The organism is Ectopseudomonas khazarica, assembly GCF_004521985.1.
In the GTDB taxonomy this organism is placed as follows: domain Bacteria; phylum Pseudomonadota; class Gammaproteobacteria; order Pseudomonadales; family Pseudomonadaceae; genus Aquipseudomonas; species Aquipseudomonas khazarica.
The window spans coordinates 17,880-40,855 of record NZ_SBHZ01000017.1 but is presented as its reverse complement, the minus strand read 5'-3'; the positions used below and the strand labels follow the sequence as shown (position 1 = coordinate 40,855).

At 56.5% G+C, this 22,976-nt stretch carries 18 protein-coding genes and 1 tRNA gene; 2 read left to right on the top strand and 17 right to left on the bottom strand.

Translation table 11 applies throughout. The features are described from left to right. Positions 1-380: 380 nt before the first annotated feature. Positions 381-2,396 (bottom strand): excinuclease ABC subunit UvrB, encoded by a 2,016-nt coding sequence (gene uvrB, locus EPK82_RS20025; RefSeq protein WP_047584218.1) that lies wholly within the window; start codon positions 2,394-2,396, stop codon positions 381-383. 246 nt (positions 2,397-2,642) lie between these two features. Here uvrB and EPK82_RS20020 point away from each other — a divergent pair, with 246 nt between their 5' ends. Both EPK82_RS20020 and EPK82_RS20015 read left to right on the top strand, forming a co-directional pair. Further along, positions 2,643-3,839, top strand: coding sequence for an amino acid aminotransferase (locus EPK82_RS20020; RefSeq protein ID WP_134677803.1), 1,197 nt, complete (start codon positions 2,643-2,645; stop codon positions 3,837-3,839). Positions 3,840-4,056: 217 nt separating this feature from the next. After that, positions 4,057-4,132 (top strand) — tRNA-Asn (locus tag EPK82_RS20015). Between the two features lie 424 nt (positions 4,133-4,556). Here the strand turns inward: EPK82_RS20015 and EPK82_RS20010 are convergent. The 16 genes from EPK82_RS20010 to EPK82_RS19935 all read right to left on the bottom strand — a co-directional run bounded on the left by EPK82_RS20010 (position 4,557) and on the right by EPK82_RS19935 (position 22,973). Further along, positions 4,557-4,880, bottom strand: a complete 324-nt coding sequence (locus EPK82_RS20010) for a ComEA family DNA-binding protein (protein WP_037054099.1) — start codon at positions 4,878-4,880, stop codon at positions 4,557-4,559. Between the two features lie 89 nt (positions 4,881-4,969). Beyond that, positions 4,970-6,970: a polysaccharide biosynthesis protein gene (locus EPK82_RS20005; protein ID WP_134677802.1), complete on the bottom strand. Its 2,001-nt coding sequence runs from the start codon at positions 6,968-6,970 to the stop codon at positions 4,970-4,972. 9 nt (positions 6,971-6,979) lie between these two features. Then, positions 6,980-7,567: a PglD-related sugar-binding protein gene (locus EPK82_RS20000; RefSeq protein ID WP_134677801.1), complete on the bottom strand. Its 588-nt coding sequence runs from the start codon at positions 7,565-7,567 to the stop codon at positions 6,980-6,982. Next, positions 7,564-8,580, bottom strand: a complete 1,017-nt coding sequence (locus EPK82_RS19995; RefSeq protein ID WP_134677800.1) for an MraY family glycosyltransferase — start codon at positions 8,578-8,580, stop codon at positions 7,564-7,566. The genes EPK82_RS20000 and EPK82_RS19995 overlap by 4 nt, the downstream gene beginning before the upstream one ends. Then, positions 8,577-9,539 carry a UDP-glucose 4-epimerase family protein gene (locus tag EPK82_RS19990; RefSeq protein WP_134677799.1) on the bottom strand — a complete coding sequence of 321 codons (963 nt, stop codon included), beginning with the start codon at positions 9,537-9,539 and terminating at the stop codon, positions 8,577-8,579. The genes EPK82_RS19995 and EPK82_RS19990 overlap by 4 nt, the downstream gene beginning before the upstream one ends. 2 nt (positions 9,540-9,541) lie before the next feature. Continuing rightward, positions 9,542-10,669, bottom strand: a complete 1,128-nt coding sequence (wecB, locus tag EPK82_RS19985) for a non-hydrolyzing UDP-N-acetylglucosamine 2-epimerase (protein ID WP_134677798.1) — start codon at positions 10,667-10,669, stop codon at positions 9,542-9,544. After that, positions 10,662-11,672 (bottom strand): polysaccharide biosynthesis protein, encoded by a 1,011-nt coding sequence (locus EPK82_RS19980; protein ID WP_134677797.1) that lies wholly within the window; start codon positions 11,670-11,672, stop codon positions 10,662-10,664. Before EPK82_RS19980 ends, wecB begins: the two co-directional genes overlap by 8 nt. 115 nt (positions 11,673-11,787) lie before the next feature. Next, positions 11,788-12,645: a dTDP-4-dehydrorhamnose reductase family protein gene (locus EPK82_RS19975; protein WP_134677796.1), complete on the bottom strand. Its 858-nt coding sequence runs from the start codon at positions 12,643-12,645 to the stop codon at positions 11,788-11,790. Positions 12,646-12,668: 23 nt separating this feature from the next. Next, positions 12,669-14,150, bottom strand: coding sequence for an oligosaccharide flippase family protein (locus EPK82_RS19970; protein WP_134677795.1), 1,482 nt, complete (start codon positions 14,148-14,150; stop codon positions 12,669-12,671). After that, positions 14,147-15,472 carry a hypothetical protein gene (locus EPK82_RS19965; protein ID WP_134677794.1) on the bottom strand — a complete coding sequence of 442 codons (1,326 nt, stop codon included), beginning with the start codon at positions 15,470-15,472 and terminating at the stop codon, positions 14,147-14,149. Before EPK82_RS19965 ends, EPK82_RS19970 begins: the two co-directional genes overlap by 4 nt. A gap of 39 nt (positions 15,473-15,511) precedes the next feature. After that, positions 15,512-16,720, bottom strand: coding sequence for a glycosyltransferase family 4 protein (locus tag EPK82_RS19960; protein ID WP_134677793.1), 1,209 nt, complete (start codon positions 16,718-16,720; stop codon positions 15,512-15,514). Positions 16,721-16,735: 15 nt separating this feature from the next. Further along, positions 16,736-17,845 carry an NAD(P)/FAD-dependent oxidoreductase gene (locus EPK82_RS19955; protein WP_134677792.1) on the bottom strand — a complete coding sequence of 370 codons (1,110 nt, stop codon included), beginning with the start codon at positions 17,843-17,845 and terminating at the stop codon, positions 16,736-16,738. A 14-nt stretch (positions 17,846-17,859) separates the two neighbouring features. After that, the gene (locus EPK82_RS19950) at positions 17,860-19,059 is read right to left on the bottom strand and encodes a glycosyltransferase family 4 protein (RefSeq protein WP_134677791.1); all 1,200 of its coding nucleotides are present in this window, start codon (positions 19,057-19,059) and stop codon (positions 17,860-17,862) included. Positions 19,060-19,069: 10 nt separating this feature from the next. Next, entirely contained in the window at positions 19,070-20,953 is a 1,884-nt protein-coding gene (gene asnB, locus EPK82_RS19945; protein WP_134677790.1) for an asparagine synthase (glutamine-hydrolyzing), read from the bottom strand. Beyond that, entirely contained in the window at positions 20,953-22,110 is a 1,158-nt protein-coding gene (locus EPK82_RS19940; protein WP_244230060.1) for a glycosyltransferase family protein, read from the bottom strand. Before EPK82_RS19940 ends, asnB begins: the two co-directional genes overlap by 1 nt. Continuing rightward, positions 22,110-22,973, bottom strand: coding sequence for an NAD-dependent epimerase/dehydratase family protein (locus EPK82_RS19935; protein ID WP_134677789.1), 864 nt, complete (start codon positions 22,971-22,973; stop codon positions 22,110-22,112). Before EPK82_RS19935 ends, EPK82_RS19940 begins: the two co-directional genes overlap by 1 nt. Positions 22,974-22,976 lie beyond the last annotated feature (3 nt).

Here is a 22,976-nt window from a genome sequence, read left to right as displayed (position 1 = left end):
TAGGAGCGGCTTCAGCCGCGAACCCAACCGTAGGGTGGATGCCGCCTTTTGCATCCACCAGGGGACGGTGGATCGATGAAGCGCGATCCACCCTACGCAGACGCCTCACCCGTAGGAGCGGCTTCAGCCGCGAACCCAACCGTAGGGTGGATGCCGCCTTTTGCATCCACCAGGGGACGGTGGATCGATGAAGCGCGATCCACCCTACGCCGACGCCTCACCCGTAGGAGCGGCTTCAGCCGCGAATCCCAGCCGTAGGGTGGACGACGCTCCATCCGTCCACCGCCTGCGCACGCAACGGTGGATGAGAGGAGCGTCATCCACCCTACGGGACACGCAGAGGCGTAGCCCGGATGCAATCCGGGGGCGACCGCCCGAGATCAGACCTGCAACAGCCGATCCCGCAGCTTCTGAATCTCGTCACGCAGCTGCGCCGCGGCCTCGAACTCCAGGTCGCGTGCCAGGGCGTACATCTTCTCTTCCAGCTGGCGAATGCGCTTGGTGATCTCGCTCGGCGAGCGCAGCTCGGCCTCGTAACGCGCGCTCTCCTCCGCCGCCTTGGCCATGCCCTTGCGCTTGTTGCTGCGCGCCCCCGGCACCACCGCGCCTTCGAGGATGTCCTTGACGTCCTTCTGCACGCCCCTGGGCACGATGCCGTTGGCCTCGTTGAAGGCGATCTGCTTGGCGCGACGTCGCTCGGTCTCGCCGATGGCGCGCTGCATCGAGCCCGTCATGTTGTCGGCATAGAGAATGGCCTTGCCGTTGAGGTTACGCGCCGCACGGCCGATGGTCTGGATCAGCGAGCGCTCGCTGCGCAGGAAGCCCTCCTTGTCCGCATCGAGAATCGCCACCAGCGACACCTCGGGCATGTCCAGGCCCTCGCGCAGCAGGTTGATGCCCACCAGCACGTCGAAGGTGCCCAGGCGCAGGTCACGGATGATCTCCACCCGCTCCACCGTGTCGATGTCCGAGTGCAGGTAGCGCACCTTGACGTCGTGATCGCCCAGGTAGTCGGTCAGGTCTTCCGCCATGCGCTTGGTCAGGGTGGTGACCAGCACACGATCGCCCGTCGCCACACGCAGACGAATCTCCGACAGCAGGTCGTCGACCTGGGTACGCGCCGGCCGCACTTCCACTTCGGGGTCGACCAGCCCGGTCGGCCTCACCACCTGCTCCACCACGCGCCCGGCATGCTCGCCTTCGTAGGGGCCGGGCGTCGCGGAAACGAAGATGGTCTGCGGGCAGGCCGACTCCCACTCCTCGAAGCGCATCGGCCGGTTGTCCAGCGCCGACGGCAGGCGGAAACCGTACTCCACCAGCGTTTCCTTGCGCGAGCGGTCGCCCTTGTACATGGCGCCGACCTGCGGCACCGAGACGTGGGATTCGTCGATCACCAGCAGCGCCTCGTCCGGCAGGTAGTCGTACAGGGTCGGCGGCGGTGCACCCGCCGGGCGCCCCGACAGGTAGCGCGAGTAGTTCTCGATGCCGTTGCAGTAGCCCAGTTCCAGGATCATCTCCAGGTCGAAGCGGGTGCGCTGCTCCAGGCGCTGCGCCTCGACCAGCTTGTTCGCGCCGCGCAGGTACTCCAGGCGCTGCTGCAACTCGACCTTGATGTGCTCCACGGCCTCCAGCAGCGTTTCGCGCGGGGTGACGTAGTGGCTCTTGGGGTAGAAGGTGAAGCGCGGCAGCTTCTGGATCACCTCGCCGGTTAGCGGATCGAAGGCACTGATGCTCTCCACCTCATCGTCGAACAGCTCGACGCGAATAGCCTCGAGATCCGATTCGGCCGGGAAGATGTCGATCACATCGCCACGCACCCGGAAGGTGGCGCGGGCAAAATCCATGTCGTTGCGCGTGTACTGCAGCTCGGCCAGCCGGCGCAACAGGGCGCGCTGGTCCATCTTGTCGCCCCGGTCGAGGTGCAGCACCATCTTCAGGTATTCCTCGGGGCTGCCCAGGCCGTAGATCGAGGACACGGTGCAGACCACGATGACGTCCTGGCGCTCGATCAGCGCCTTGGTCGCCGACAGGCGCATCTGTTCGATATGGTCGTTGATCGAGGCGTCCTTCTCGATGAAGGTGTCCGACGACGGCACATAGGCTTCCGGCTGGTAGTAGTCGTAATAGGAAACGAAGTACTCCACCGCATTGTTCGGGAAGAACGCCTTGAACTCGCCATAGAGCTGCGCGGCCAGCGTCTTGTTCGGCGCCAGGACCAGGGTCGGCCGCTGCACCTGGGCGATCACGTTGGCGACGGAGAAGGTCTTGCCCGAACCGGTCACCCCCAGCAGCGTCTGGTGCGACAGGCCGGCCTCCAGCCCCTCGACCATCTGCCGAATCGCCTCGGGCTGATCACCGGCCGGCTTGAAGCGGGTCACCAATTGAAAATCGGACATGCAGCACCTCGACAAATTAGCTGTGACGCATCCCGTCGGACGGCGTCAAAAGCCATGAATTGCGGGGCGAGTTGGCAATAGCGCCAAGTAGAGTCGAATTACCTGGCAAAAGGCCTTAATTCAGGGCTTTGCGCTGTCGCCCCCTGGATTCAGGGTCGTTATACTAACGCCCCGTTTACGCGCTCCCTAGCGCTTTCGTTGGGGACGCCTGGCCACCCACCCCTCACTCGAGCTGCCGCACCCATCATGAGTCTCTTCTCCGCCGTCGAAATGGCTCCGCGCGATCCCATCCTGGGCCTCAACGAAGCATTCAACGCAGACACCCGCACCACCAAGGTCAACCTTGGCGTAGGCGTCTACTACAACGAGGAGGGGCGAATTCCGCTGCTGCGCGCCGTCGCAGAAGCCGAAAAGGCGCGCATCGAGGCCCACGCACCGCGTGGCTACCTGCCGATCGAAGGCATCGCAGCCTACGACAAGGCGGTACAGGAACTGCTGTTCGGCAAGGGCGCAGCCCTGATCGAGGACGGCCGCGTCATCACCACCCAGGCCCTGGGCGGCACCGGCGCACTGAAGATCGGCGCCGACTTCCTCAAGCGTCTGCTGCCGGACGCCACCGTTGCCATCAGTGATCCGAGCTGGGAAAACCACCGCGCGCTGTTCGAGTCCGCCGGGTTCCCGGTGCAGAACTACCGCTACTACGATCCGTTCAGCAATGGCGTGAACCGTGGCGGCATGCTCGAAGACCTGCGCAACCTGCCGGCCCGCTCCATCGTCGTACTGCACGCCTGCTGCCACAACCCGACCGGCGTCGACCTGCAGCTGGAAGACTGGAAAGCCGTGCTGGACGTACTGCGCGAGCGCGAGCACGTACCCTTCCTCGATATCGCCTACCAGGGCTTCGGTGACGGTATCGAGCAGGACGCCGAGGCCGTGCGCCTGTTCGCCGAGTCGGGCCTGGAGTTCTTCGTCTCCAGCTCCTTCTCCAAGTCGTTCTCGCTGTATGGCGAGCGCGTCGGCGCCCTGTCGCTGGTCACCAGCAGCCGTGAAGAATCGACTCGCGTGCTGTCGCAGCTCAAGCGCGTGATCCGCACCAACTACTCCAACCCGCCGACCCACGGCGCCACCGTGGTCGCCAACGTGCTCAACAGCCCTGAGCTGCGCGCCATGTGGGAAGCCGAACTGGGCGAAATGCGTGATCGCATCCGCAGCATGCGCCTGGCTATGGTCGAGCAGCTGGCGGCGCTGGGCGCCAAACGTGACTTCGGCTTCGTCGCCGAGCAGCGCGGCATGTTCTCCTACTCCGGCCTGACCGTGGAGCAGGTAGAACGCCTGAAGAACGAGTTCGGCATCTACGCCGTCGGCACCGGCCGCATCTGCGTCGCTGCGCTGAACCACGGCAACCTGGACAGCGTGACCCGCGCGATTCACGCCGTACTCTAAGCCTCGGCAGTAACCTGCAAAAACGCCGGCTTGCAAGCCGGCGTTTTTGTATGCACCACAGCCACATCTGCAGGAGCGGCTCCAGCCGCGATCGGCTGCCATCGCGGCTAAAGCCCCTCCCACGGAACCAGCGCGGTACAGGCTACATCGCAGTGAAGCCGAAGCCAGAGCAAAGTGTTGACTTCCCCTTTTTAATCAGTAACATACGCACCGTTGTTCCGCGATAGCTCAGTCGGTAGAGCAAATGACTGTTAATCATTGGGTCCCTGGTTCGAGTCCAGGTCGCGGAGCCAAATTCAAAAGCCTCGGTTGATCCGGGGCTTTTTTGTGCCTGCCGGACTCTCACCAGGGACTGCGTCCCAGGTTATTCGCTTCGCTCACCCCTTCGGGGCCGCGCTGAAGCGCGTTCAGCTACGCTGTCGAGTCCAGGTCGCGGAGCTAAATTCAAGAACCCAGCCTAGCGCTGGGTTTTTTATTGCCTGCCGGACTCTCACCAGGGACTACGTCCCAGGTTATTCGCTTCGCTCACCCCTTCGGGGCCGCGCTGAAGCGCGTTCAGCTTAGCTGCTGAGCCAAGTTCAAAAGCCTCGAGGGGCACGTGAATCGCCACCTGGTTGGTGCCTTCCCGCTTCCTGCCCCAGAACTGGCCCCGGTCAGCACCCACAAAAACGCAAAAGGCCGGTCAAGGACCGGCCTGGGCAGGGACGCCCGCAAGCGTCATTTCACACTCAGCTTGTCGCGATTCTTCTCCAGCGTCGCCTCGCCAATTCCCTTCACCTCCAGCAACTCATCGACCGTGGCGAAATCACCGTGCTCCTCACGGTACGCGACAATCGCCTGAGCCTTGGTCGCACCGATGCCGGCCAACTCACGTTGCAGCGTTGCCACATCAGCGGTATTCAGATTGACCAGACCGGTTTGCGCCACCTGAGCGGCTGCCGCTTTCGCGGGCTCGGCCTTTGGGGTTTCAGCTGCAGTCGCAGCCAGGGGAAGGGAAACGAGGACAGCCAAAAGCAGTGAAGAAAGACGGACTTTCAACATGGGAAACACTCCTTGTAAATGAAAAAGCGAAGCCTTCTTGGCCTCGCCCTCCAAACTACACCTTATCCCCCGGCTGTCAAATCCTCGCCTCAGCGCTCCCGGTTCCGCAGGTGGATCCAGTCGACGATCTCACCCTCAGGCACGTAGCCATGCACCGTTTCGCGCAGCAACATGCGCACGCGCGCGTAGTCATCCTCGTCGACGGCTGCCAGCAGCGCCTGAAGACGCACCTTGAGCTCCTCCCAGGGCAGCATGTCCTCCTCGGCACGCATGATCATCGGATGCTCGGTCGGCTTCACATCCTCGCCAATCAGCAGCTCCTCATAAAGCTTCTCGCCGGGACGCAAGCCCGTAAACTCGATGGCGATGTCGCCATGCGGCGTGCTCTCGTCGCGAACGGAAAGTCCGGAGAGGCGAATCATCTTCTCCGCCAGATCGGCAATCTTCACCGGCGAGCCCATGTCGAGCACGAACACGTCGCCGCCCTGCCCCATCGACCCCGCCTGGATCACCAACTGCGCCGCCTCGGGAATGGTCATGAAATAGCGCGTGATGTTCGGATGCGTCACCGTCACCGGCCCGCCCTGCTTGATCTGCTCCCTGAACAGCGGAATGACCGAACCGGAAGAACCCAGCACGTTACCGAAGCGCACCATGGTAAAGCGCGTCTTGTTAACCTGGTGGACGCCCTGCTCCTGGCCAAAGAGCAACGGCGCCGACTCACGACTCAGCGCCTGCAGCACCATCTCGGCCAGGCGCTTGGTGCTGCCCATGACATTGGTGGGACGCACGGCCTTGTCCGTGGAGATCAGCACGAAGTTGGCGACACCCGCCTTGATCGAGGCCTGCGCAGCATTGGTGGTACCCACCAGATTGTTCAGCACACCCTCGGCAACATTGTGCTCGACCATCGGCACATGCTTGTAAGCCGCAGCGTGATAAACGGTGTTCACCCGCCAGGTCTGCAGAATGTCGAACAAGCGCTCGAAGTTACGAATAGACCCCAAAATCGGCACCAGCCGGATAGACAGCGACTCCCGCTCGATCCGCTGCTGCAGCTCGCTGTGAATACTGTAGAGATTGAACTCGCTGTGCTCGAAAAGCAGCAAGGTGCGCGCACCACTGGCCAGTATCTGCCGGCACAGTTCGGAACCGATGGAGCCACCCGCCCCCGTTACCAGCACGACCTGATCCTTGATGCAGCGCTCGAACAGATCCTGGCGAGGCGGCACCGCATCACGACCAAGAAGGTCAGCGATGTCGACCTCCTGGAGATCTTCGACCTTTACTCGTCCACTGGCGAGATCCATGAAACCAGGGATACTGCGCACATGAAGCGCGTGCGGCTCCAGTGCCTCGAGTATTTCTCGCCTACGCGCTCGAGGAATCGAGGGCATTGCCAGCAAAACCTCTGTCACCCCCGTCTCGCCGATCATTTGCTGAATGTGTTTGGGCGAGTAAACACGCAGCCCCGCAATCGTGCGAGTAGCAATACTGGAATCATCATCAATGAACGCAACTGGACGCATCGCTTTACCCAAACGCAACGCTGCTACGAGTTGATTACCGGCCGCCCCAGCCCCATATACGGCCACTTTGGACGTGCAGGACTCAATATCGCGCCTGCGGGTAAACGGCTCAAACCAATCACCGATAAAGAACTGGCGCATGGTCAAGCGCAAACCGCCCAGCAGCAGCAGGCTCAGCCACCAGTAATTGAAAACCATGGACCTTGGAACGAGGGCTGTCGGCCCGCGATACCAATAAACAGCCAGAGATAGTACCAATGCAGACAAGGTCACTGCCTTGGCTATCGTCACAAGAGCATCATTGCCCACATAACGCATTACCGCACGATACATACCCAACCTGATGAAAATGGGAAGTGCTATAACAGGCGCCAACAGAAACAGCCAGCCATGACCAGAAAAAGGTCTGGCAGCATCCCAATCTCCCATACGAACGGCAAAGGACAACCACAGCGCGAGCCAAATAAGCACTACGTCAACAGCAAGCTGAAGAACCCGCTTTTCCCGACGGGACAAATGCAGAAGAGATCGGCGTAACAACTCTATTCGTCGACGAATCATCCCAACACCTCAATCCTTGGCAATCAGAGCCCTGCCAGGCTCAATAACTGAACCCGGCTCGATTACGACACCATATCCGGCACTGCAACCAGCCTGAAGCCAAGCAGCCTCGCCGACCGTAACTCCGCCAGCCAAGCAGACACCTACGCCAAGATGCGCATAGTCGTCCAACGTCACGTCATGGTCGACCACCGCTCCCGCGTTGACAATCACCCCTTGCCCCACGCGAGCCTCAGTGCCCACGACTGCCAGTGACATGATGGCTGAACCTGGGCCGATTGAAGCTGAAGGACTTACACAAGCATGAGGGTGAACTACGCTGACCAAGGGGATACCTGCAGCGGTGATCTTTCGCTGCCAGGTGCGACGCAAGCCATTATTGCCAACCGCCGCGATAGCTCCGTCAGTTGTCCCTGCATTTTCAGCCAAGTGGCGCAGACCACCAACCACAGGCAGCCCACAAACGATCTTCAGGTCAGGCCATCTATCGTCAAGGAAAACTACTTGCTGCCACTCACCAGAAAGTAACGCGGCCTCCGCGACGGCCTTACCGTGACCACCGGCCCCAAGAACAAGCAATTTACGCAACTGGCTCATCTGCGCTCCAGTTCGCCAGCACGGAACTTGATAGCCAGCACGATCAAAGGTACGTAAGCCAACAATAGTCCGACTAAACCATCGCCGCCTTGAGCCACCCAAATGGCTACCGGCAATAACCAGCAGAGATTGATCGTGCCCACCGCCAGAGTAACCGGCAGGTGGCGACCAAACTGACGCGCAGCGTATTGATACGCGTGGCTTCGATGAGCCTCATACACCTTGTCTCCTCGCAGCAAACGCCGAAGTAGAGTAAAGGTCGCGTCCACAACAAAAACACCCAACAAGATCAGCCAACCCCAAAGCAGGGACTGATCGATCCACGCTGCCTGTAAGGAAAGCACGCCAAGCACGACACCCAGAAAGCCACTCCCCGCATCACCCATGAAAATTTTTGCAGGGGGAAAATTCCAGTAAAGAAATCCCGCCACCGCAAATGACAACAACAGCGGCAGTACTGCAGCCTCAGCATGCCCTTGGAGGACATATAACAAAGCGCCCCCTACACAAACACAGATCGCCTCGATGCTGGCAATACCATCGATTCCATCCATGAAGTTGTAAAGGTTGAGTAACCAAACCAGATACAAAGAGGCCAGCAAATAACCCAACCAACCAAAATCAACTGAGAGCCCAAGTATTGTCAACGGCGGCAGCCCACCGAGCCAGAAAAGTGCCCAAGCAGCAGCAGCGAAATGTCCAAGCAAACGCCAGCGAGCAGCTATGTGCCCGTGGTCATCCAGGAATCCAAGCAATGCAATTGCCGCACCCGCGACTATCAGCGAGCAATAAATCTCAACGGGTAGATCCAGACCTGCAGCAGACGCAGAGCACAGCCCCAAGAGGAATGCCACAACAATGGCGACTCCACCTCCACGAGGCGTTGGTTGGCTATGCGAGCTACGCGCGTTGGGTATATCCATCAGACTGCGGGCCAGCGCATAGCGTCGCAGCAACGCTGTCAGCCCCCACGCCAAGACAGCGATGACCAGCATCAGAACCATAACTTTCATTTAGATATTTCTTTTAAGTAATGCGCAGCAGTCTTGGCCAAAGCCTGATCAACGGAAAGAGGTGGAGCCCACCCCAGTCGTTCGCGGGTCTTGTCCATGTTGATCTGCAAGGAGCCGCACAGGCGCTGATTAAGCTGGCGACGCCCCAGCAAGATCGCAGCCCACTCAATCAACGCCTGCGGCACCGGCAAGAGCCGTGCAGAGCGCCCGAGAGCGGCGCTCAGACGTCGCAGCAACTCGGTAGTAGATAGATCCTCACCGTCGCAAACCAGAAAACGCTGCCCGCTGGCCGCCGGATGGGTAAGGCACACAACCAGCAAATCCACCAGGTTATCCAATGCAACCAGACTGCGGCGGTTACCTATAGCACCGAACGGCAACGGTACACCCCGCTGCAGCCAGCGCATCATGCTCAAGAAGTTGGCCTTGACCCCAGGGCCATAGATCAAGGGCGGACGAACGATGACCACCTCCAGCCCTGTTTCAGCAGCAAGAGCCAGCAATTCATCCTCAGCCTCTCGTTTTGAGATGCCGTAAGGGTCCGTCGCGTCCGAAACATCGTCAGCTCTGTAAGCCTGCCCCGGCAGAGTCTGCTCACCATTGACCTTGATCGAACTGACGAAGACGAAACGTCGCACGCCCGCAGCAACAGCCTGCTGAGCCAGACGTAGCGTGCCCTCGACGTTGGCTCGACGAAACTCCGCCAGTGGATCGGCGACCTGCTCATGCATCACATGCACCCGCGCCGCACAGTGAATGACCGCATCCACATCCGCGAGTGCCTGCGACCAGTCGGCCTCAGCCTCCAGCGAGGGAGCCAGGCAGTACTCCACCCCGGCAAGTGGAGCAACCGGTGCCTTGCGCTGGGCGCAGCGCAATCGATGCAAACCGTCGGCCAGCAGACGCGCCTGTACAGCACGGCCAACGAAGCCGCTGGCGCCAGTCAGCAGAACACGCATGCTCAGTCCTTGCGCCAGACAGTACGGTTTACGTAGTCGGTATAACTGAGCACCACCCGCACCACCTGCAGCGATACTGGACCGCCCTCGTAGTCCGGCACCAGCGGGATCATTCGCTCACTGGCCTGATGCTGACTGGTGATGACCCTGACCGCAGCCAACACCGAATCCTTCTTCAACCCGCTCATGATCAACGTGCCCTGATCCATACCCTCAGGGCGTTCATGAGCATTGCGCAGCGTCACCGCTGGCAGGTTGAGCAGAGAGGCTTCCTCGGTGATGGTGCCGCTGTCGGAAAGCACGCAGAAGGCGTTCATCTGCAGCTTGATGTAATCGAGCAGACCGAATGGCTTGGAGAAGCGGATCAGTGGGTGATCCAGCGATTCTCCCAGCGCCTCCAGTCGCTTACGTGTACGCGGATGGGTCGAGACAATCAGCGGGAAGCCATACTCGTCGGCCAGCGCTCGCAAGGTGGCAAGCAGATCGCGCAGGTTGTCCGGCGTGTCGACGTTCTCTTCACGATGAGTGCTGACGATGAAGAACTTTCCGGCCTCAAGCCCCTCGCGGGCAAGCACGTCGGAGGCCTCGATCTTCGGACGGTAGTAATCCAGCACCTCGTGCATATGCGAGCCAGTCTTGATGATGGTCTCAGGGCGAATGCCCTCGGCGATCAAATAGCGACGGGCATGCTCGGTAAGCACCAGGTTGATGTCGGAGAGATGATCGAGCACCTTGCGGTTGAGCTCTTCCGGAACCCGCTGATCGAAGCAGCGGTTGCCCGCCTCCATGTGGAAAACCGGAATTTTACGACGTTTGGCAGCGATTACCGCCAGACAGGTATTGGTATCACCATAGAGAAGCAACGCATCAGGCTTTTCCAGTTCGAATACGGCGTCCGCCTTGGCAATCACCTCGGCGATGGTCTGCGCGGCGGTCTCGCCAGCGGCACCGAGAAAGTGATCGGGCTTGCGGATCTCCAGATCGTCAAAGAAGACCTGATTGAGCTCGTAGTCGTAATTCTGCCCCGAGTGCACCAGCACGTGGTTGACTTGGCGATCCATCTCGGCGATCACCCGGCTCATCTTGATCAGTTCCGGGCGGGTCCCGACCAGCGTCATGACCTTAAGCATCGAGCTGCTCCTTGATGTAATCGAGCTTGAGCAGGAGCTCCTTGATGCCGGGTACGTCCAGGCGATGGGTATTGTGCGAGGTGTAGTCGTCCAGCTCGGAGATCTTCTCCTCGCCCTCGACGAAGTATTTCTTGTAGTTCAGATCGCGGTTATCGGCTGGGATACGGTAGTAGCGCCCCATGTCCTCGGCCTTGGCCATTTCCTCGCGCGATACCAGCGACTCGTAAAGCTTCTCGCCGTGCCGAGTACCGATGACTCGCACCGGATTGTCATGACCGAACAGCTCCTTGAGCGCCTGGGCCAAATCTCCGACGGTTGAGGCGGGCGCCTTCTGCACGAACAAGTCGCCCTGCTCGCCATGCTCGAAGGCATGCAGCACCAGGTCGACCGAGTCTTCCAGCGACATCAGGAAACGCGTCATCTGCGGGTCGGTCACAGTCAGCGGCTCACCGCCGCGCAATTGATCGATGAACAGAGGGATTACCGAACCGCGCGAAGCCATCACGTTGCCGTAACGGGTAGCACAGACCACGGTACCGCCCTCGGGAATCATCCGCGACTTGGCGACCATCAGCTTCTCTGCCATAGCCTTTGAAATACCCATGGCATTGATCGGGTACACAGCCTTGTCAGTCGAAAGCACCACCACGCGCCTCACACCGCTGACGATAGCGGCATTGAGCACGTTCTCGGTACCGTTGACGTTGGTACGCACCGCTTCCATCGGGTAGAACTCGCAGGACGGTACCTGCTTGAGTGCCGCCGCATGGAAGATGTAGTCGACGCCGACCATGGCCTGCTTGAGGCTGTCGTAATCACGAACATCGCCGATGTAGAACTTGACCTTGTCATTGGCGAGGGCGATGCGCATATCCTCTTGCTTCTTCTCGTCGCGGGAGAAGATGCGAATCTCGCGCACATTGGTATCGAGGAAGCGCCGCAACACCGTATGCCCAAAGGAACCGGTGCCACCGGTAATCATCAATACCTTGTCATCAAACATAGCAAATTCCTGGTGATACATGCCGGCCACTGCCCTGCACTTACATATAAAAAACACTGTGAATAGAGCTTGACTCAGAGTAGCTACCAGCATGGCTCTGAATAGAAGCTACAGACTAATGATCGGCATGCATGCCATGGACCAGCTGCGGCCAGTCAGGTGCTATATAGCCTGTAGCTTCGCGAAAACGTGAACCATCCAGAGACCGATCAATAACCAACGCATCATCCGGCCTGATTTCGATCTGCTTACAATACTGGCGAGCAACCAGTCGAAGCAGCTCCAGCTTGGTAATCGGCGCTGCTGCGACGTGATATAGCCCGTTGAGGGCGGGGTTGGGAATTACGAAATCTTTCATCACCCGGGCCAGCTCCACGGTAGGCAGACCGGAAAATACTGCCTTGCTGAAACCGCGAACCGGCCCTTCCTGCGACAAGAACCAATCGACCAATGCGTGGCTGGAGCTCAGTTCGCGACCAATAATCGACGTCCGCAAGGTAATTGTACCGGCGAGATCATGTACTTCGCCGATGTACTTGGATTTACCATACAGATCCTCTGCATCGGAAAGGTCGCTCTCCTTATACCCCCCTTTACGGCCTGAGAAAACGCAGTCAGTGCTCACATGAATCAATCGGGCACCAATCAGAACACACAGACGGGCAAGGCGATGCGGCAACATGGCGTTGATAGGCAGAGCGGTGAGTGGATCCTTGGCGTCTGCCAGCTGCTTAATCAGCCCCACACAATTGATCACCACGTCCGGGCGAACCTTGCCCAAAACAGACACCAGGGCATCCTGATCAAGCACATCCACACCAGTAACGAGGAAAGCATGGCTATCTGGCGGAAAGTACTGCAAGCCACTATGGCTACGTAATGTCCCCCACGCCTCGTAAGCAGGATCTGCGCTGAACACACGAAAAACCGCATTACCCAGCATGCCCGTGACACCCAGAACCAAAATTCTCATTACACCCCTCAAACCTAGGCCACTCAGCGCTGGCCAAAATACCGTTTTAGTAGTCCAAAACTGCGGCCAACCAAGTGTAACGCAAACTGACGCTCGTCTGATTGCATGATGTAGAAACTAAAGAAGAACGCAGGAAAGATCAGGATGATTGTCCATGACATGACGGCCTGCCCATCCCAGCACAACCAAGAGGTTACGATAACGATTGACAAGCCGGCTAACCACTGCCCCACACGGCGCGCTTCCAAACGTACGCCGTGCAACTGCCACAAGCGATGACTCAATAAGCCCAGGTAAGCCACATACCCCACAAGGTACGCAACACCAATCCATTCGATGCCCAACGGCAACAGCACCCAAGCGAGTGATACAAAAATCATGCTCCATAATGCCTCGGCCAGAGCAAAACCCTTCATATCAGCGCGCGCAATCAACGTAGTAGAAATCACCCAGCCGAGCACACGCACGAAATCACCTAGCAGCACCCATCGCAGCACATCGAGGGCAGGACTAAACGCCTCACTGAAAAGTAAGCTCATGACCAACGGTTTGAGCACAACCAAACCTACAATAAGCGGCAACGATAAAATCAACGCAAAATGAAACGCCCTTGACAGGGCCGACTGCAGTGCAGGGCCCTTTTCAGTCTTGCTAAGCTCGGGTAGCAGATAGCTTTGCAAAGAAGCGAGAAAGAGAGCTAAGTACATGGCACTGACACTCCAGGCAGCATCGAACAACCCCGCCCCCTCGAGTCCGTACAGGTGCACAGCTTTAGCTCGGACCACCAAAACACAACCTAGAGTTAGCACCAACGAAAGCAATAGAGGCAGTGCGACCTCGAGAAATTTCGAAATCGAATACCTACTCACCACAGATGGAGCAAACGAACTCAGATTACGGAGATATCCCAAGCGGCGCACATAGAAAAATGCAAACATCAACGGCGGAATAACAGTCCCGCCCAACATAAACACCAAAAACTCAGGATAACCGTATACAAATGCAAAACCAGAAGGGACCGCCACAACTGCAGCACCTAGACCTGTAAGCATATTAATAAACGCCACAGCGCCGTATTGCATATCAGAGGTCAAAACACCTCGAAAGAAAAACAACAACGCCCCTAGAACAATAGGCACCACCAACCAACGTATCGCCGCCACGTGTTCACCAGCGAGCACCCAACCTGCTATCACTTCAGAAAAAATCATGACAAGCCCGCCCACAAGCAGACTCGTCATCAAAAACATATAAAGAGTCGAAACAAAAAAACGTTCCCTATCCCGCCCAGAGAGAGTACTCAAGCCCTGCACAATAGCGTTTTGCCCCCCCAGCGATGCCACTGAAGATAGTATTTGCTGTAATTGACGGAGAACTGAATACAGGCCAACACCCGCAGGACCTGCAAGAACGGCGAGAATCTTCATCGCCGCGGCACCAAACAATAAACCAAGAAATTGCCCACTGGCTGTTTTGAAGGTCGACAATGCCATCCCCTGCTTCATATAGGGGTATTCTCTCGAACCGTGCAGCCCAATAACAATGACAGAACCACGTAGATGAATAACCCCCCACTCAAAAGCGTAGCAGTCAAGGAGCTCACGGAGGCAATAAAGAAGCAAACGACACTCGAAACAACTAGAACATGGCTACCTGATGAGAAAATGCATGCCGCGCAGAATGTAAAAACCAAACAATAAATAACCACCCCCAACCACCCGAAAGCCAACTTTGCATCCACAAAAAATATTGTATTAGAGGCACCCCCACCACCAGGAGAAGCGCCATACTCATATACATAAACCATTTTCTCCAACTGCATCTTTGGCTCCCCATAGAGCAAGTGCACAAAACTAATTGATCGCCCCATTGTTAATTTACCGTGCATAACAACACGGTGAAACTCAAGCCAGTCGTAAGCGGTTATGTAAGGCACCCAACCAATTCGATTAAGCAACAGCGTGACCTTAGCAGGGAGCACATGAGGATTAAAGTGATACGGGGAGTCATTGAAATAGTTATGTAGGTAATAAGGCAATAGATAGCGCGCAGGATCACCCATTGCCTCTTGAATTGGCATCCCCTCAGGCACACTCATAGCAGGCGCAACCGAAGACGATGACAGGTTAACAGCATTCATATCCGTCGACTTCGCATTCCCCCCCATCGCGAGAAACGAAACCATCAAAACACCCACAAGCATCAAAGACAGCGAGCTTGTCAACGCAACCCAGTTACGCTTCATGGCGTAATTAAATACTAGCGGAAGCAATACAAATATTGGCGCTGCTTTCTCCATAGCAAGCACCGACAACCCTAGCAATAGAGCCATTAGCAAATACCGACCACGAAGCTGCAAAACAAATGCCGCGACCAGAATAAGCGGCATCACAGAGCGCCCCATGATAAAAGCCGAATAGCGCAGCAAGCTCTCCCACCCAACCAGGCCCGCGAGAAACTGGCTGCGCGCATGCGCTATTTCCATGACACTACCGCCCTGCAGGGCAACCAGCAAAGGAATCGACTCACTGATCCAAATAGCAACCACCATAGTAGCCATGTAAATCAGGAGAGCAGTGACAGCCAAAGAAACCCATAAACGCCTAGACACATGGAAAAACTTGCCCAGGACAGAAACCAGGCACGCATAAACCCTAGCAAAGAAACCAAACGTATAAATATAGACACCGGAAAACACAACCAACAACACGAGAAACTCAAGCGAACTAACATCTCTAAACAGCAACACCCCTAACAAGGCTGCGGGAAGATAAACCAACAACACCAAACAGACCGGATAAGCCCTTACCCACAAAGAATCATTCACCAAGCAGCCCACCCTACGCATATAAGCAAATCCACAAAATCAGGAAAGAATCTCTGAAAGCTTTAAGACTTGCTCACGAATCTCGAAATTCTCATTGAAGAATATTCTACCAGCCGCCCCGATTTCCTCTCGCTGATCTGGACTCATGTGCATCATCCGCCTGATATTTTCAACCAAGGGTTGCACCTGCCCAGCGGCGGAAGTAAGACCTGCACCAGCTTCAAGTATCACGCGAGCACCCTCACCACTCAGGCTTGCGATAATAGGCTTACCCGCCGCAAGATAAGCTTGAACCTTACTAGGTACTGTCTGGGAAAATATTTCGTCATCATTGAGCGAGACGAGCAAGGCAGATGAGCACTCGAATATCGATGGCATTACGTCCATAGGGAAACGCCCTGGCAATACCACATTATCTAGGCCACGAGAGTGCCGCTGGTCCTCTAGCCACGCCAAACGACTTCCGCTACCAATCAAGACCAAGCGAAAGCTCGGCTCATCCTGCAATTCAACGGCAGCCTCTATTAGAGTATCAAGAGCCTGAACAGTGCCAAGATTACCGGCAAAAACCACACAGAAGTACTTCCTCAGCAAGTCCCCCAACTCTTTAGGAACCTCCTGCAAAGCAGGCACGGGATCAGAACTCATTAAATTGGGGAAATAAACAATCTTACTTGCAGGGGCATAACGGGAAACGGGCTCAAAAAAAGCACGTGACTGCACAAGCAATGTATCGCAGCACGCATAGATACCTTTAACCACAAGACCAACCAAACGGAGCGCCAATCTATTCTTTACAAATCCCGTTGCAGCTAGACTGTCCGGCCAAAGATCCTGAACCCACAGTGTCAACTTTGCACGCTTGAGCATTTTCAGGAATATTGCAGGTATTGCTTGCAAAATCGGCGATGGCGCGAAAACCAGTATCGAGTCAAACTGTCGCTTACGCAGCAAACAAGGAAGAAAAACCAGCCCTGAAAAAATAAAAGATAGGTAATTTAGCACTAAATTTCGAGCTCCACCGCCCCCTCTGGGCCATAGAGGAACCCGTACTATCTCAATACGGTCAAGATAAAGCTCCCGCTGAGTTCCCCACGCACGATACCCTTCAAAGATGTTTCCGTCTGGATAGTTGGGTTTACCAGTGGCAACAACCACCTCATGCCCTTGCTCATCCAACGTACGTACAATCTCGTTGATAATGAAGCTTTCGGGCCAGAAATACTGTGAAACTACGAGAATCTTCATGGAAAATCAGATGACTCAATCAAGAAGCAGAGAAACGTATCGGGCAATCGCGAGACTGGCAGTCAGCCCTGGAGATTCAATGCCGAAGAGATTGACCAACCCTGGCAACCCATGAACTTGCGGACCTTGAATACTGAAATCTGCTGCCGGGTGACCTGGAGCAGAAAGCTTTGGCCTTATCCCGCTGTAGCCAGCTATCAACCTAGCGGTGTTAAGCGAAGGGAAGTATCTGAAAATAGCCCGCGCAAAAGATTCGCGAAGAGACTCATCTACTTGATAATCCAGCGCATCAGTCCAGGCTACATCCGGACCAAAGCGCACCTGCCCGCCCAGATCTAACGTCGCGTGGATACCCAACCCGGCAGTGTTGGCCTCCGGCATCGGATAGACCAAATGCTTGAAGGGTGGCCGCCCAGCATACCCGAAATACCTGCCTTGGCACCAATACGTAGCAGGCACATACGCTGCATCAAGCCCCTCGACCTTCTCAGCAAACTGACTAGCAAACAAACCTGATGCATTTATCACAGAACGGGCATGAATACAGAAGCGCTCACCACAACTAAGCCCTTCTACACGCCAACCTTGCGCAGTGAGAAAAACATGATCAACACGCGTATCAAGCGCCAGATCAGCACCATAGCGTTGCGCCTCGGCGAGCAAGGACTCCATGTAGGCATGGCTATCGATGATGCCGGTCTGCGGGGAAAGCAGCCCCGCCACACCGACAACAGCAGGCTCCAATTCGTACAAACGCTTCTGCGAAACAACTTCGAGACTTTCCACACCCGACTGACGGGCATTAGCCTGTATCGCCTCCAATGCGGGGACCTCTGCATCTGTGACAGCCACCAGAAGCTTGCCAATACGCCGATGGTTCACACCATGCATTTGACACCAGCGGTACAACAACTCGCGCCCCTCAACGCACAGCCGTGCTTTCAGCGAGTCAGGCGGGTAATAGATCCCAGCATGTATAACCTCGGAATTACGGCTTGAGGTGTGCTCACCAATCCGGCACTCCTGCTCGACCAGTATGACGCTGCTCCCGGCCCGGGCCATTTGCGCAGCACACGCCAAACCAATAACTCCAGCGCCCACCACCAGGCAATCGACATCCATCATTGTGCGGGGCTTCCCTATTTGTCGGCGAGCTGAGCGAGATATACACCATGCATCGAACTGGCATTGGAGCTTATCGCGAAATTCTCATGAGCCCATGTTTGCGCCTGGCAACCCAATTGCCGGCGCAATGCTGGGTCCTCGGCTAGACGCTGCAGAGCATCGGCTATCAACACTGGATCGGGACGAGGGATCGCAAGCCCGGTTACCTCATGGACGATCGCATCAGGCACCGGCTCCTGAACTGCTACAACGCTTGGAATGGCATAAAACGCTGCCTCGAATACAGGTCGGCCGGCAGCGTCCAGATGGGACGGGAAGCAGAGTATATCGAGCTGCGGATACAAAGTGCGCACATCGCCGACGAATCCTAGCATGCTGACATGAGAATGCAGGTCATGGTCAGCAATAAACGTCTCAAGATCTGCTCGCACGTCGCGTGCAAAGCCCAGCCGGGCTAGCACCCACGCCTTAAATCCCGATAACTGCCGAGCGTTTTCTCCGGCAATCAAACAGTGAACCGAGACACCTCGCTCCTTGAGAATGCGCATCGCGTCAACTAACTCATAGACCCCCTTGAGCGCAATCAGCACGCCCAGAAATCCAATCTTGACCACACCCCGATGGCTACTGGCCTGGCATAGCGGAGAGTTATCGATACCCAAACCGTTATGCACAATGTGCACATCAAGCTGTGCATCTAGCGTCTGCCGAACAGTGTGATCGATAGCCACCACCGCGTCGGCGTATGTCCTCAGCCAACGGTTGAGCAGCCGCGTACGCAGCCCACTGCCTGGGCTGCGCTGTAAGGAACGCACATGTACCACCATCGGAACGCGTAACAGCGATTTGGCCAGCAACCCAAGTGGCAACAAGGTAATTTCATTCACATGCAGCACATCAAAATGCTCTTTACGCAAGCGCCATATTGCCAAGATGCTAAATGGCAACAGTAGGACTTCACGCAGCAAAATGATCCAACGTAGGCCGCGGTAGTGGCCGTAGCGAGTGTTATCAAACTGACTGAGGCCGCGCACCGGCCTGACAGTCATACCGGCATCGCGGAACGCCTTACAAACAGGACCCGCCGGGGTCACCACCGTACCGCTTACCCCCTCGCGTCTCAAGTAAGTAAAGAGTTCAATAAGGCTTTTGGAGGCACCGCCGAATGCGGCGGCCGGATGTAAGTACAGCACACGTACAACTTTTGCGTTCATTCACTACACCCTAGAGCAGGTTTCTGTACCACAGGGCGAAATTGATCCATCGCCACACCTGCCAACTGTAAGGACGTCTACCCGCAACAACCTCCTCGAACTGTGCCAGCAACTTTGATTGATCAAGGAACGGCAACCCTAAGTCAGTCTTAAGCCAGGGTCGCACGACGTCAGCCATGCCCACTAACCATTGCTGCTCAGGCGTGGCAAAACCAACCTTGTCACGCCTGTAAAGTACTTCATCTGGCACGATGCCACGCAACGACGCACGCAACAGGTGCTTAGTCTCGCCAGAAGGAGAAACCAAATAATGCTCAGGCAAAGAGAACATAAAGTCGGCCATATCCGTGGTCAGAAAAGGCACTCGGCTCTCAACAGAAAACCGCATAGAGTTACGGTCTCCATGGCGCAGCAGACCGAGCAGGCCGCGTTGGCTAACCGATGAAGCCAAAGCACACATCAAGCGCCTACCACGTACGTTTAAAGCCCCATGTATGCCAGGATACCCGAGGCGAACGCCACCTTCACGCAGCACATCTGCGCGAATCCAGTCAGGCGAGCTCTGCATACCATTGGCTGCCCTGAGCATGTCATGCACGCGTCCATGACTGAACTCCCCTACTAAGCGCTTAAGTCCCTCTAGCCGATTCCGGCCAGGCCATTGGCTCCACTCGGTGAGAAAACGCCACGCTTGCAACACACTGGCTTCATCGAGCATCGAGCGCATACGTTGACCAGGATATCCAATGTAGCCGCCGTGCAGTTCATCCGCCCCCTGCCCTTCTAGGGTGACTGTAATGCCCTTAGCCTTTGCTTCCTGAAAGACCCGGTACTGAGCGTAGATGCTGGTACTACCGAACGGCTCACCCTGCGCAGCGATGAGATCCGGCAAGTCGGCGAGCAGCTCCTGCGCAGAAACCACAATCTTGTTAGGCGACGCACCAACATGGCCGTTGACCTTGTCTACCCATGCTTCTTCACTGACCAAGCTACCGCGCGCGATGTAGCTAAACGTATGAATATTGGCATCTGGTTCCAGATAGCGCATGGCACAGACAATTGCCGAAGAGTCCACACCACCTGACAATGCGGCACCAAGCGGGACGTCGCTGCGCAAATGTAAGCGCACACTATCCAAAAACAGATCACGCAGCCTCTCTGAGGCCTCCGCGAACGAAATATCTGCGGTCTGGACAATCGAAGGCCTCCACCACGCCTCTGGCTCACTTGCACGCCCGGAGTTCAGATCGACCGTCAACAAATGACCCGGCATGAGCGTACGTACGCCCTCAACGAAACAATCCTCACCAAAGTCATATTCGCCGTGCACTAGATAGTCATACGCACGTTGCCAGTTCAGGCTGGCTCGTTCCGCCATTAGAGGTGTAATCGCAGCCAACTCGGAGGCAAAACAGAAGTGTGACTCTTTGATAGCATAAAAAAATGGCTTGATTCCAAAGGCGTCGCGTACACACGTCAATGTCTGCTCCTGACGGTCATACACTACGAAGGCGAACATGCCTTTTAGCCGGTTAAGTGCTTGCAGCCCCCACCGTTGCCAGGCCTGCAGAAGCACCTCCGTATCGGAATTAGTACGAAAGATAGCTCCGATGCCCACAAGCTCTTCACGTAACTCCAGATAGTTATATATCTCACCATTAAAAACCAAGGCATAACGAAGATCGGCTGAGTACATTGGCTGTTGAGCAGATGCTGTCAGATCGATAATCGACAGACGCGTGTGCCCAAGAACTACCGTCCCAGTGATTTGGGAAATAAGTTCAAAGCTGCGATGATCCGGGCCACGTCGACGCATAGCCAATAGCGATTCGTTCATCTGCTGCTTGAGCTGGACTGGAGGCGAGCGCCAGTAACCGCCACTAATACCACACACTATTCCATATCCTCTCGCGCAATTTGCATTGCACGCTCATAGTCACGTTGAATACTGCGAGCAATATCTAACGGATCGTGCCAACGTTCGACGAACGCCCTGCTACGTCGCCCCAGCTCCAACAACTCCTGGCGTGGCATCACCAACAGGTCACGTAGCGCTTGCTCCACCGTGTGAGGAGTGATCCGTAGAAAGGGCAAATCCATTTTCATCTGCTCAGGAATAAAGTCCAAATCGCAATCACGGATATACACCAACACCGGTTTTCCGAGAGCCATGAGCTCCACAGCCAAACCGCCGTACCAGCCAGCGAAAAGTTGGTCCACCAGCACGTCGGCGGACTCGTAGACCTTTCGCGCCTCGGCATTGCTCATGCCCTCCACCAGCAGGAGCTCGAACTCGAAACCTTGTTCGCGCAAGGCATTCAGTGCCCGAATGATCAACTCGGAACCCTTGACCTTGCGATTGCTTGGCGCGTGCACAATGCGCAACGGGCGACTCTCGCATTGATTGTAAAGAGGCTTCCAATCGTCAAGGGAGACATGGGAGTAAGGCGTAAAACGCGTGCTGGCCGGAAGTACGTGCATCAAGTCCGGATTCACCGAGTAGAGCTGGCTGGCCACCGAGGACAGCATCTTAATGCTGCGGCGCTTGAAAGCGTCGGATGCCGCGCAGTAATAGCCCTGGTCGACCTGACTTGCGATATTGATTGGAAAATGTTCCAGACTGTAATCGCCCTGGCGCGCATCATCGCCCTGGTAGGTGACGAAAATCTTCTTGCCCAACCGCCGAACATACGCGAGTTCGAAGCGCTGCAGCGCGCGCAGATACGCGGCATAGCAGTAGCGCACCAGATCGTGCGCGCGCCGACCAGGTCGTGGCGAAAATGCATAGGCGCTGGCCAATGTAGTCCCAGCGTTGTAATGAATGACATCGAAACGTGGCAGGTAGAACAGAATGGTCCAGATGCGCTTGAACTCACGCATTACCAGGCTTTCACCAGGGCGCTGCAGCACCTTGTCCGCCTTGTAGGCTAGATAGTTCTGGGACACCACAAGCGAGCGGCTATCCACCCCCAGCGCCTGCAGTGCGCGACTGAGCACTTGAGGGTTACCCCCGACCGAACTGGGGGCATGCAAGACTTTGTAGCTTTTCATCAAGGAATGAGTTCCAAGATCCCTTGTTCGAAGGTGACCTTCGGTACCACGAGGGTGTCACTGAGTGCACCGATATCGGCAATCAGGTGCCGAGGCTCGCTGGCGTCGACCTTGAACACCGGCTCAACCCCCACGGCCTTGCCAATGACGCAGGAGATTTCGCGCAACGACAAGGTCTGAGTACCGGCCACGTTGAAGGTATGGCTGCCCTCAAGCTTGAGGCAACCCTCCAATGCCGCGACCGCATCGCTGACGTGAATAGGGTTGATCTTGATCCCATCCTCCCCCTGCAAAGTGATGGCGTTGCCTGCCAGCACGTTGTCTACCAAGCGCGGCACCAGCATCTGGCGCTTCTGGCCTTTGCCGTACATGAAGAAGAATCGCAGGATGCCAACGTTCATCAAAGAGGAATAGTTCTGCGCGAGGACTTCGGCGCACAGCTTGCTCCCGAGGTAGTAACCCAGCTGCCCATGGTGAGGGATTGCCGAGTTTTCCCTGAACGCCTCGTCACCAGCACCGTATACCCCTCCGGAAGAGGCGAGAATGAAATGACTGGCACCTGCTTTACGGGCGTAGTCCAACAACCTCGCTGTTGAGGCCACATTGACACCAAACACATCCATCGCCTGCTCGGGGAACTCCCGAAAGCGTGAAGACTGAGCAAGATGAATCACTGCATCGATACTGGCCGGCAGTGCCGTGACAGCCCAGTCGCTGGAAAGATCGACCTCATGGTAGGTCACCCCCGAAACAGGCTGGGCCGGCTTGGAATGCACCACGGCATGTACTTGATGCTGTCGCGCAAATCGGGATGCCGCGTGGATGCCAAGCAATCCATTGGCGCCAGTAATCAAAATATTCACTGT

Coding starts and splice junctions, on each gene's coding strand:
- EPK82_RS19995 (WP_134677800.1), bottom strand. CDS start 8,580: ATGAAAGTTATGGTTCTGATGCTGGTCATCGCTGTCTTGGCGTGGGGG.
- EPK82_RS20020 (WP_134677803.1), top strand. CDS start 2,643: ATGAGTCTCTTCTCCGCCGTCGAAATGGCTCCGCGCGATCCCATCCTG.
- EPK82_RS19940 (WP_244230060.1), bottom strand. CDS start 22,110: ATGAAAAGCTACAAAGTCTTGCATGCCCCCAGTTCGGTCGGGGGTAAC.
- wecB (WP_134677798.1), bottom strand. CDS start 10,669: ATGCTTAAGGTCATGACGCTGGTCGGGACCCGCCCGGAACTGATCAAG.
- EPK82_RS20000 (WP_134677801.1), bottom strand. CDS start 7,567: ATGAGCCAGTTGCGTAAATTGCTTGTTCTTGGGGCCGGTGGTCACGGT.
- EPK82_RS19970 (WP_134677795.1), bottom strand. CDS start 14,150: ATGAAGCAGGGGATGGCATTGTCGACCTTCAAAACAGCCAGTGGGCAA.
- EPK82_RS20005 (WP_134677802.1), bottom strand. CDS start 6,970: ATGATTCGTCGACGAATAGAGTTGTTACGCCGATCTCTTCTGCATTTG.
- EPK82_RS20010 (WP_037054099.1), bottom strand. CDS start 4,880: ATGTTGAAAGTCCGTCTTTCTTCACTGCTTTTGGCTGTCCTCGTTTCC.
- uvrB (WP_047584218.1), bottom strand. CDS start 2,396: ATGTCCGATTTTCAATTGGTGACCCGCTTCAAGCCGGCCGGTGATCAG.
- EPK82_RS19980 (WP_134677797.1), bottom strand. CDS start 11,672: ATGTTTGATGACAAGGTATTGATGATTACCGGTGGCACCGGTTCCTTT.
- EPK82_RS19950 (WP_134677791.1), bottom strand. CDS start 19,059: ATGAACGCAAAAGTTGTACGTGTGCTGTACTTACATCCGGCCGCCGCA.
- EPK82_RS19990 (WP_134677799.1), bottom strand. CDS start 9,539: ATGCGTGTTCTGCTGACTGGCGCCAGCGGCTTCGTTGGCCGTGCTGTA.
- EPK82_RS19975 (WP_134677796.1), bottom strand. CDS start 12,645: ATGAGAATTTTGGTTCTGGGTGTCACGGGCATGCTGGGTAATGCGGTT.
- EPK82_RS19955 (WP_134677792.1), bottom strand. CDS start 17,845: ATGATGGATGTCGATTGCCTGGTGGTGGGCGCTGGAGTTATTGGTTTG.
- EPK82_RS19960 (WP_134677793.1), bottom strand. CDS start 16,720: ATGAAGATTCTCGTAGTTTCACAGTATTTCTGGCCCGAAAGCTTCATT.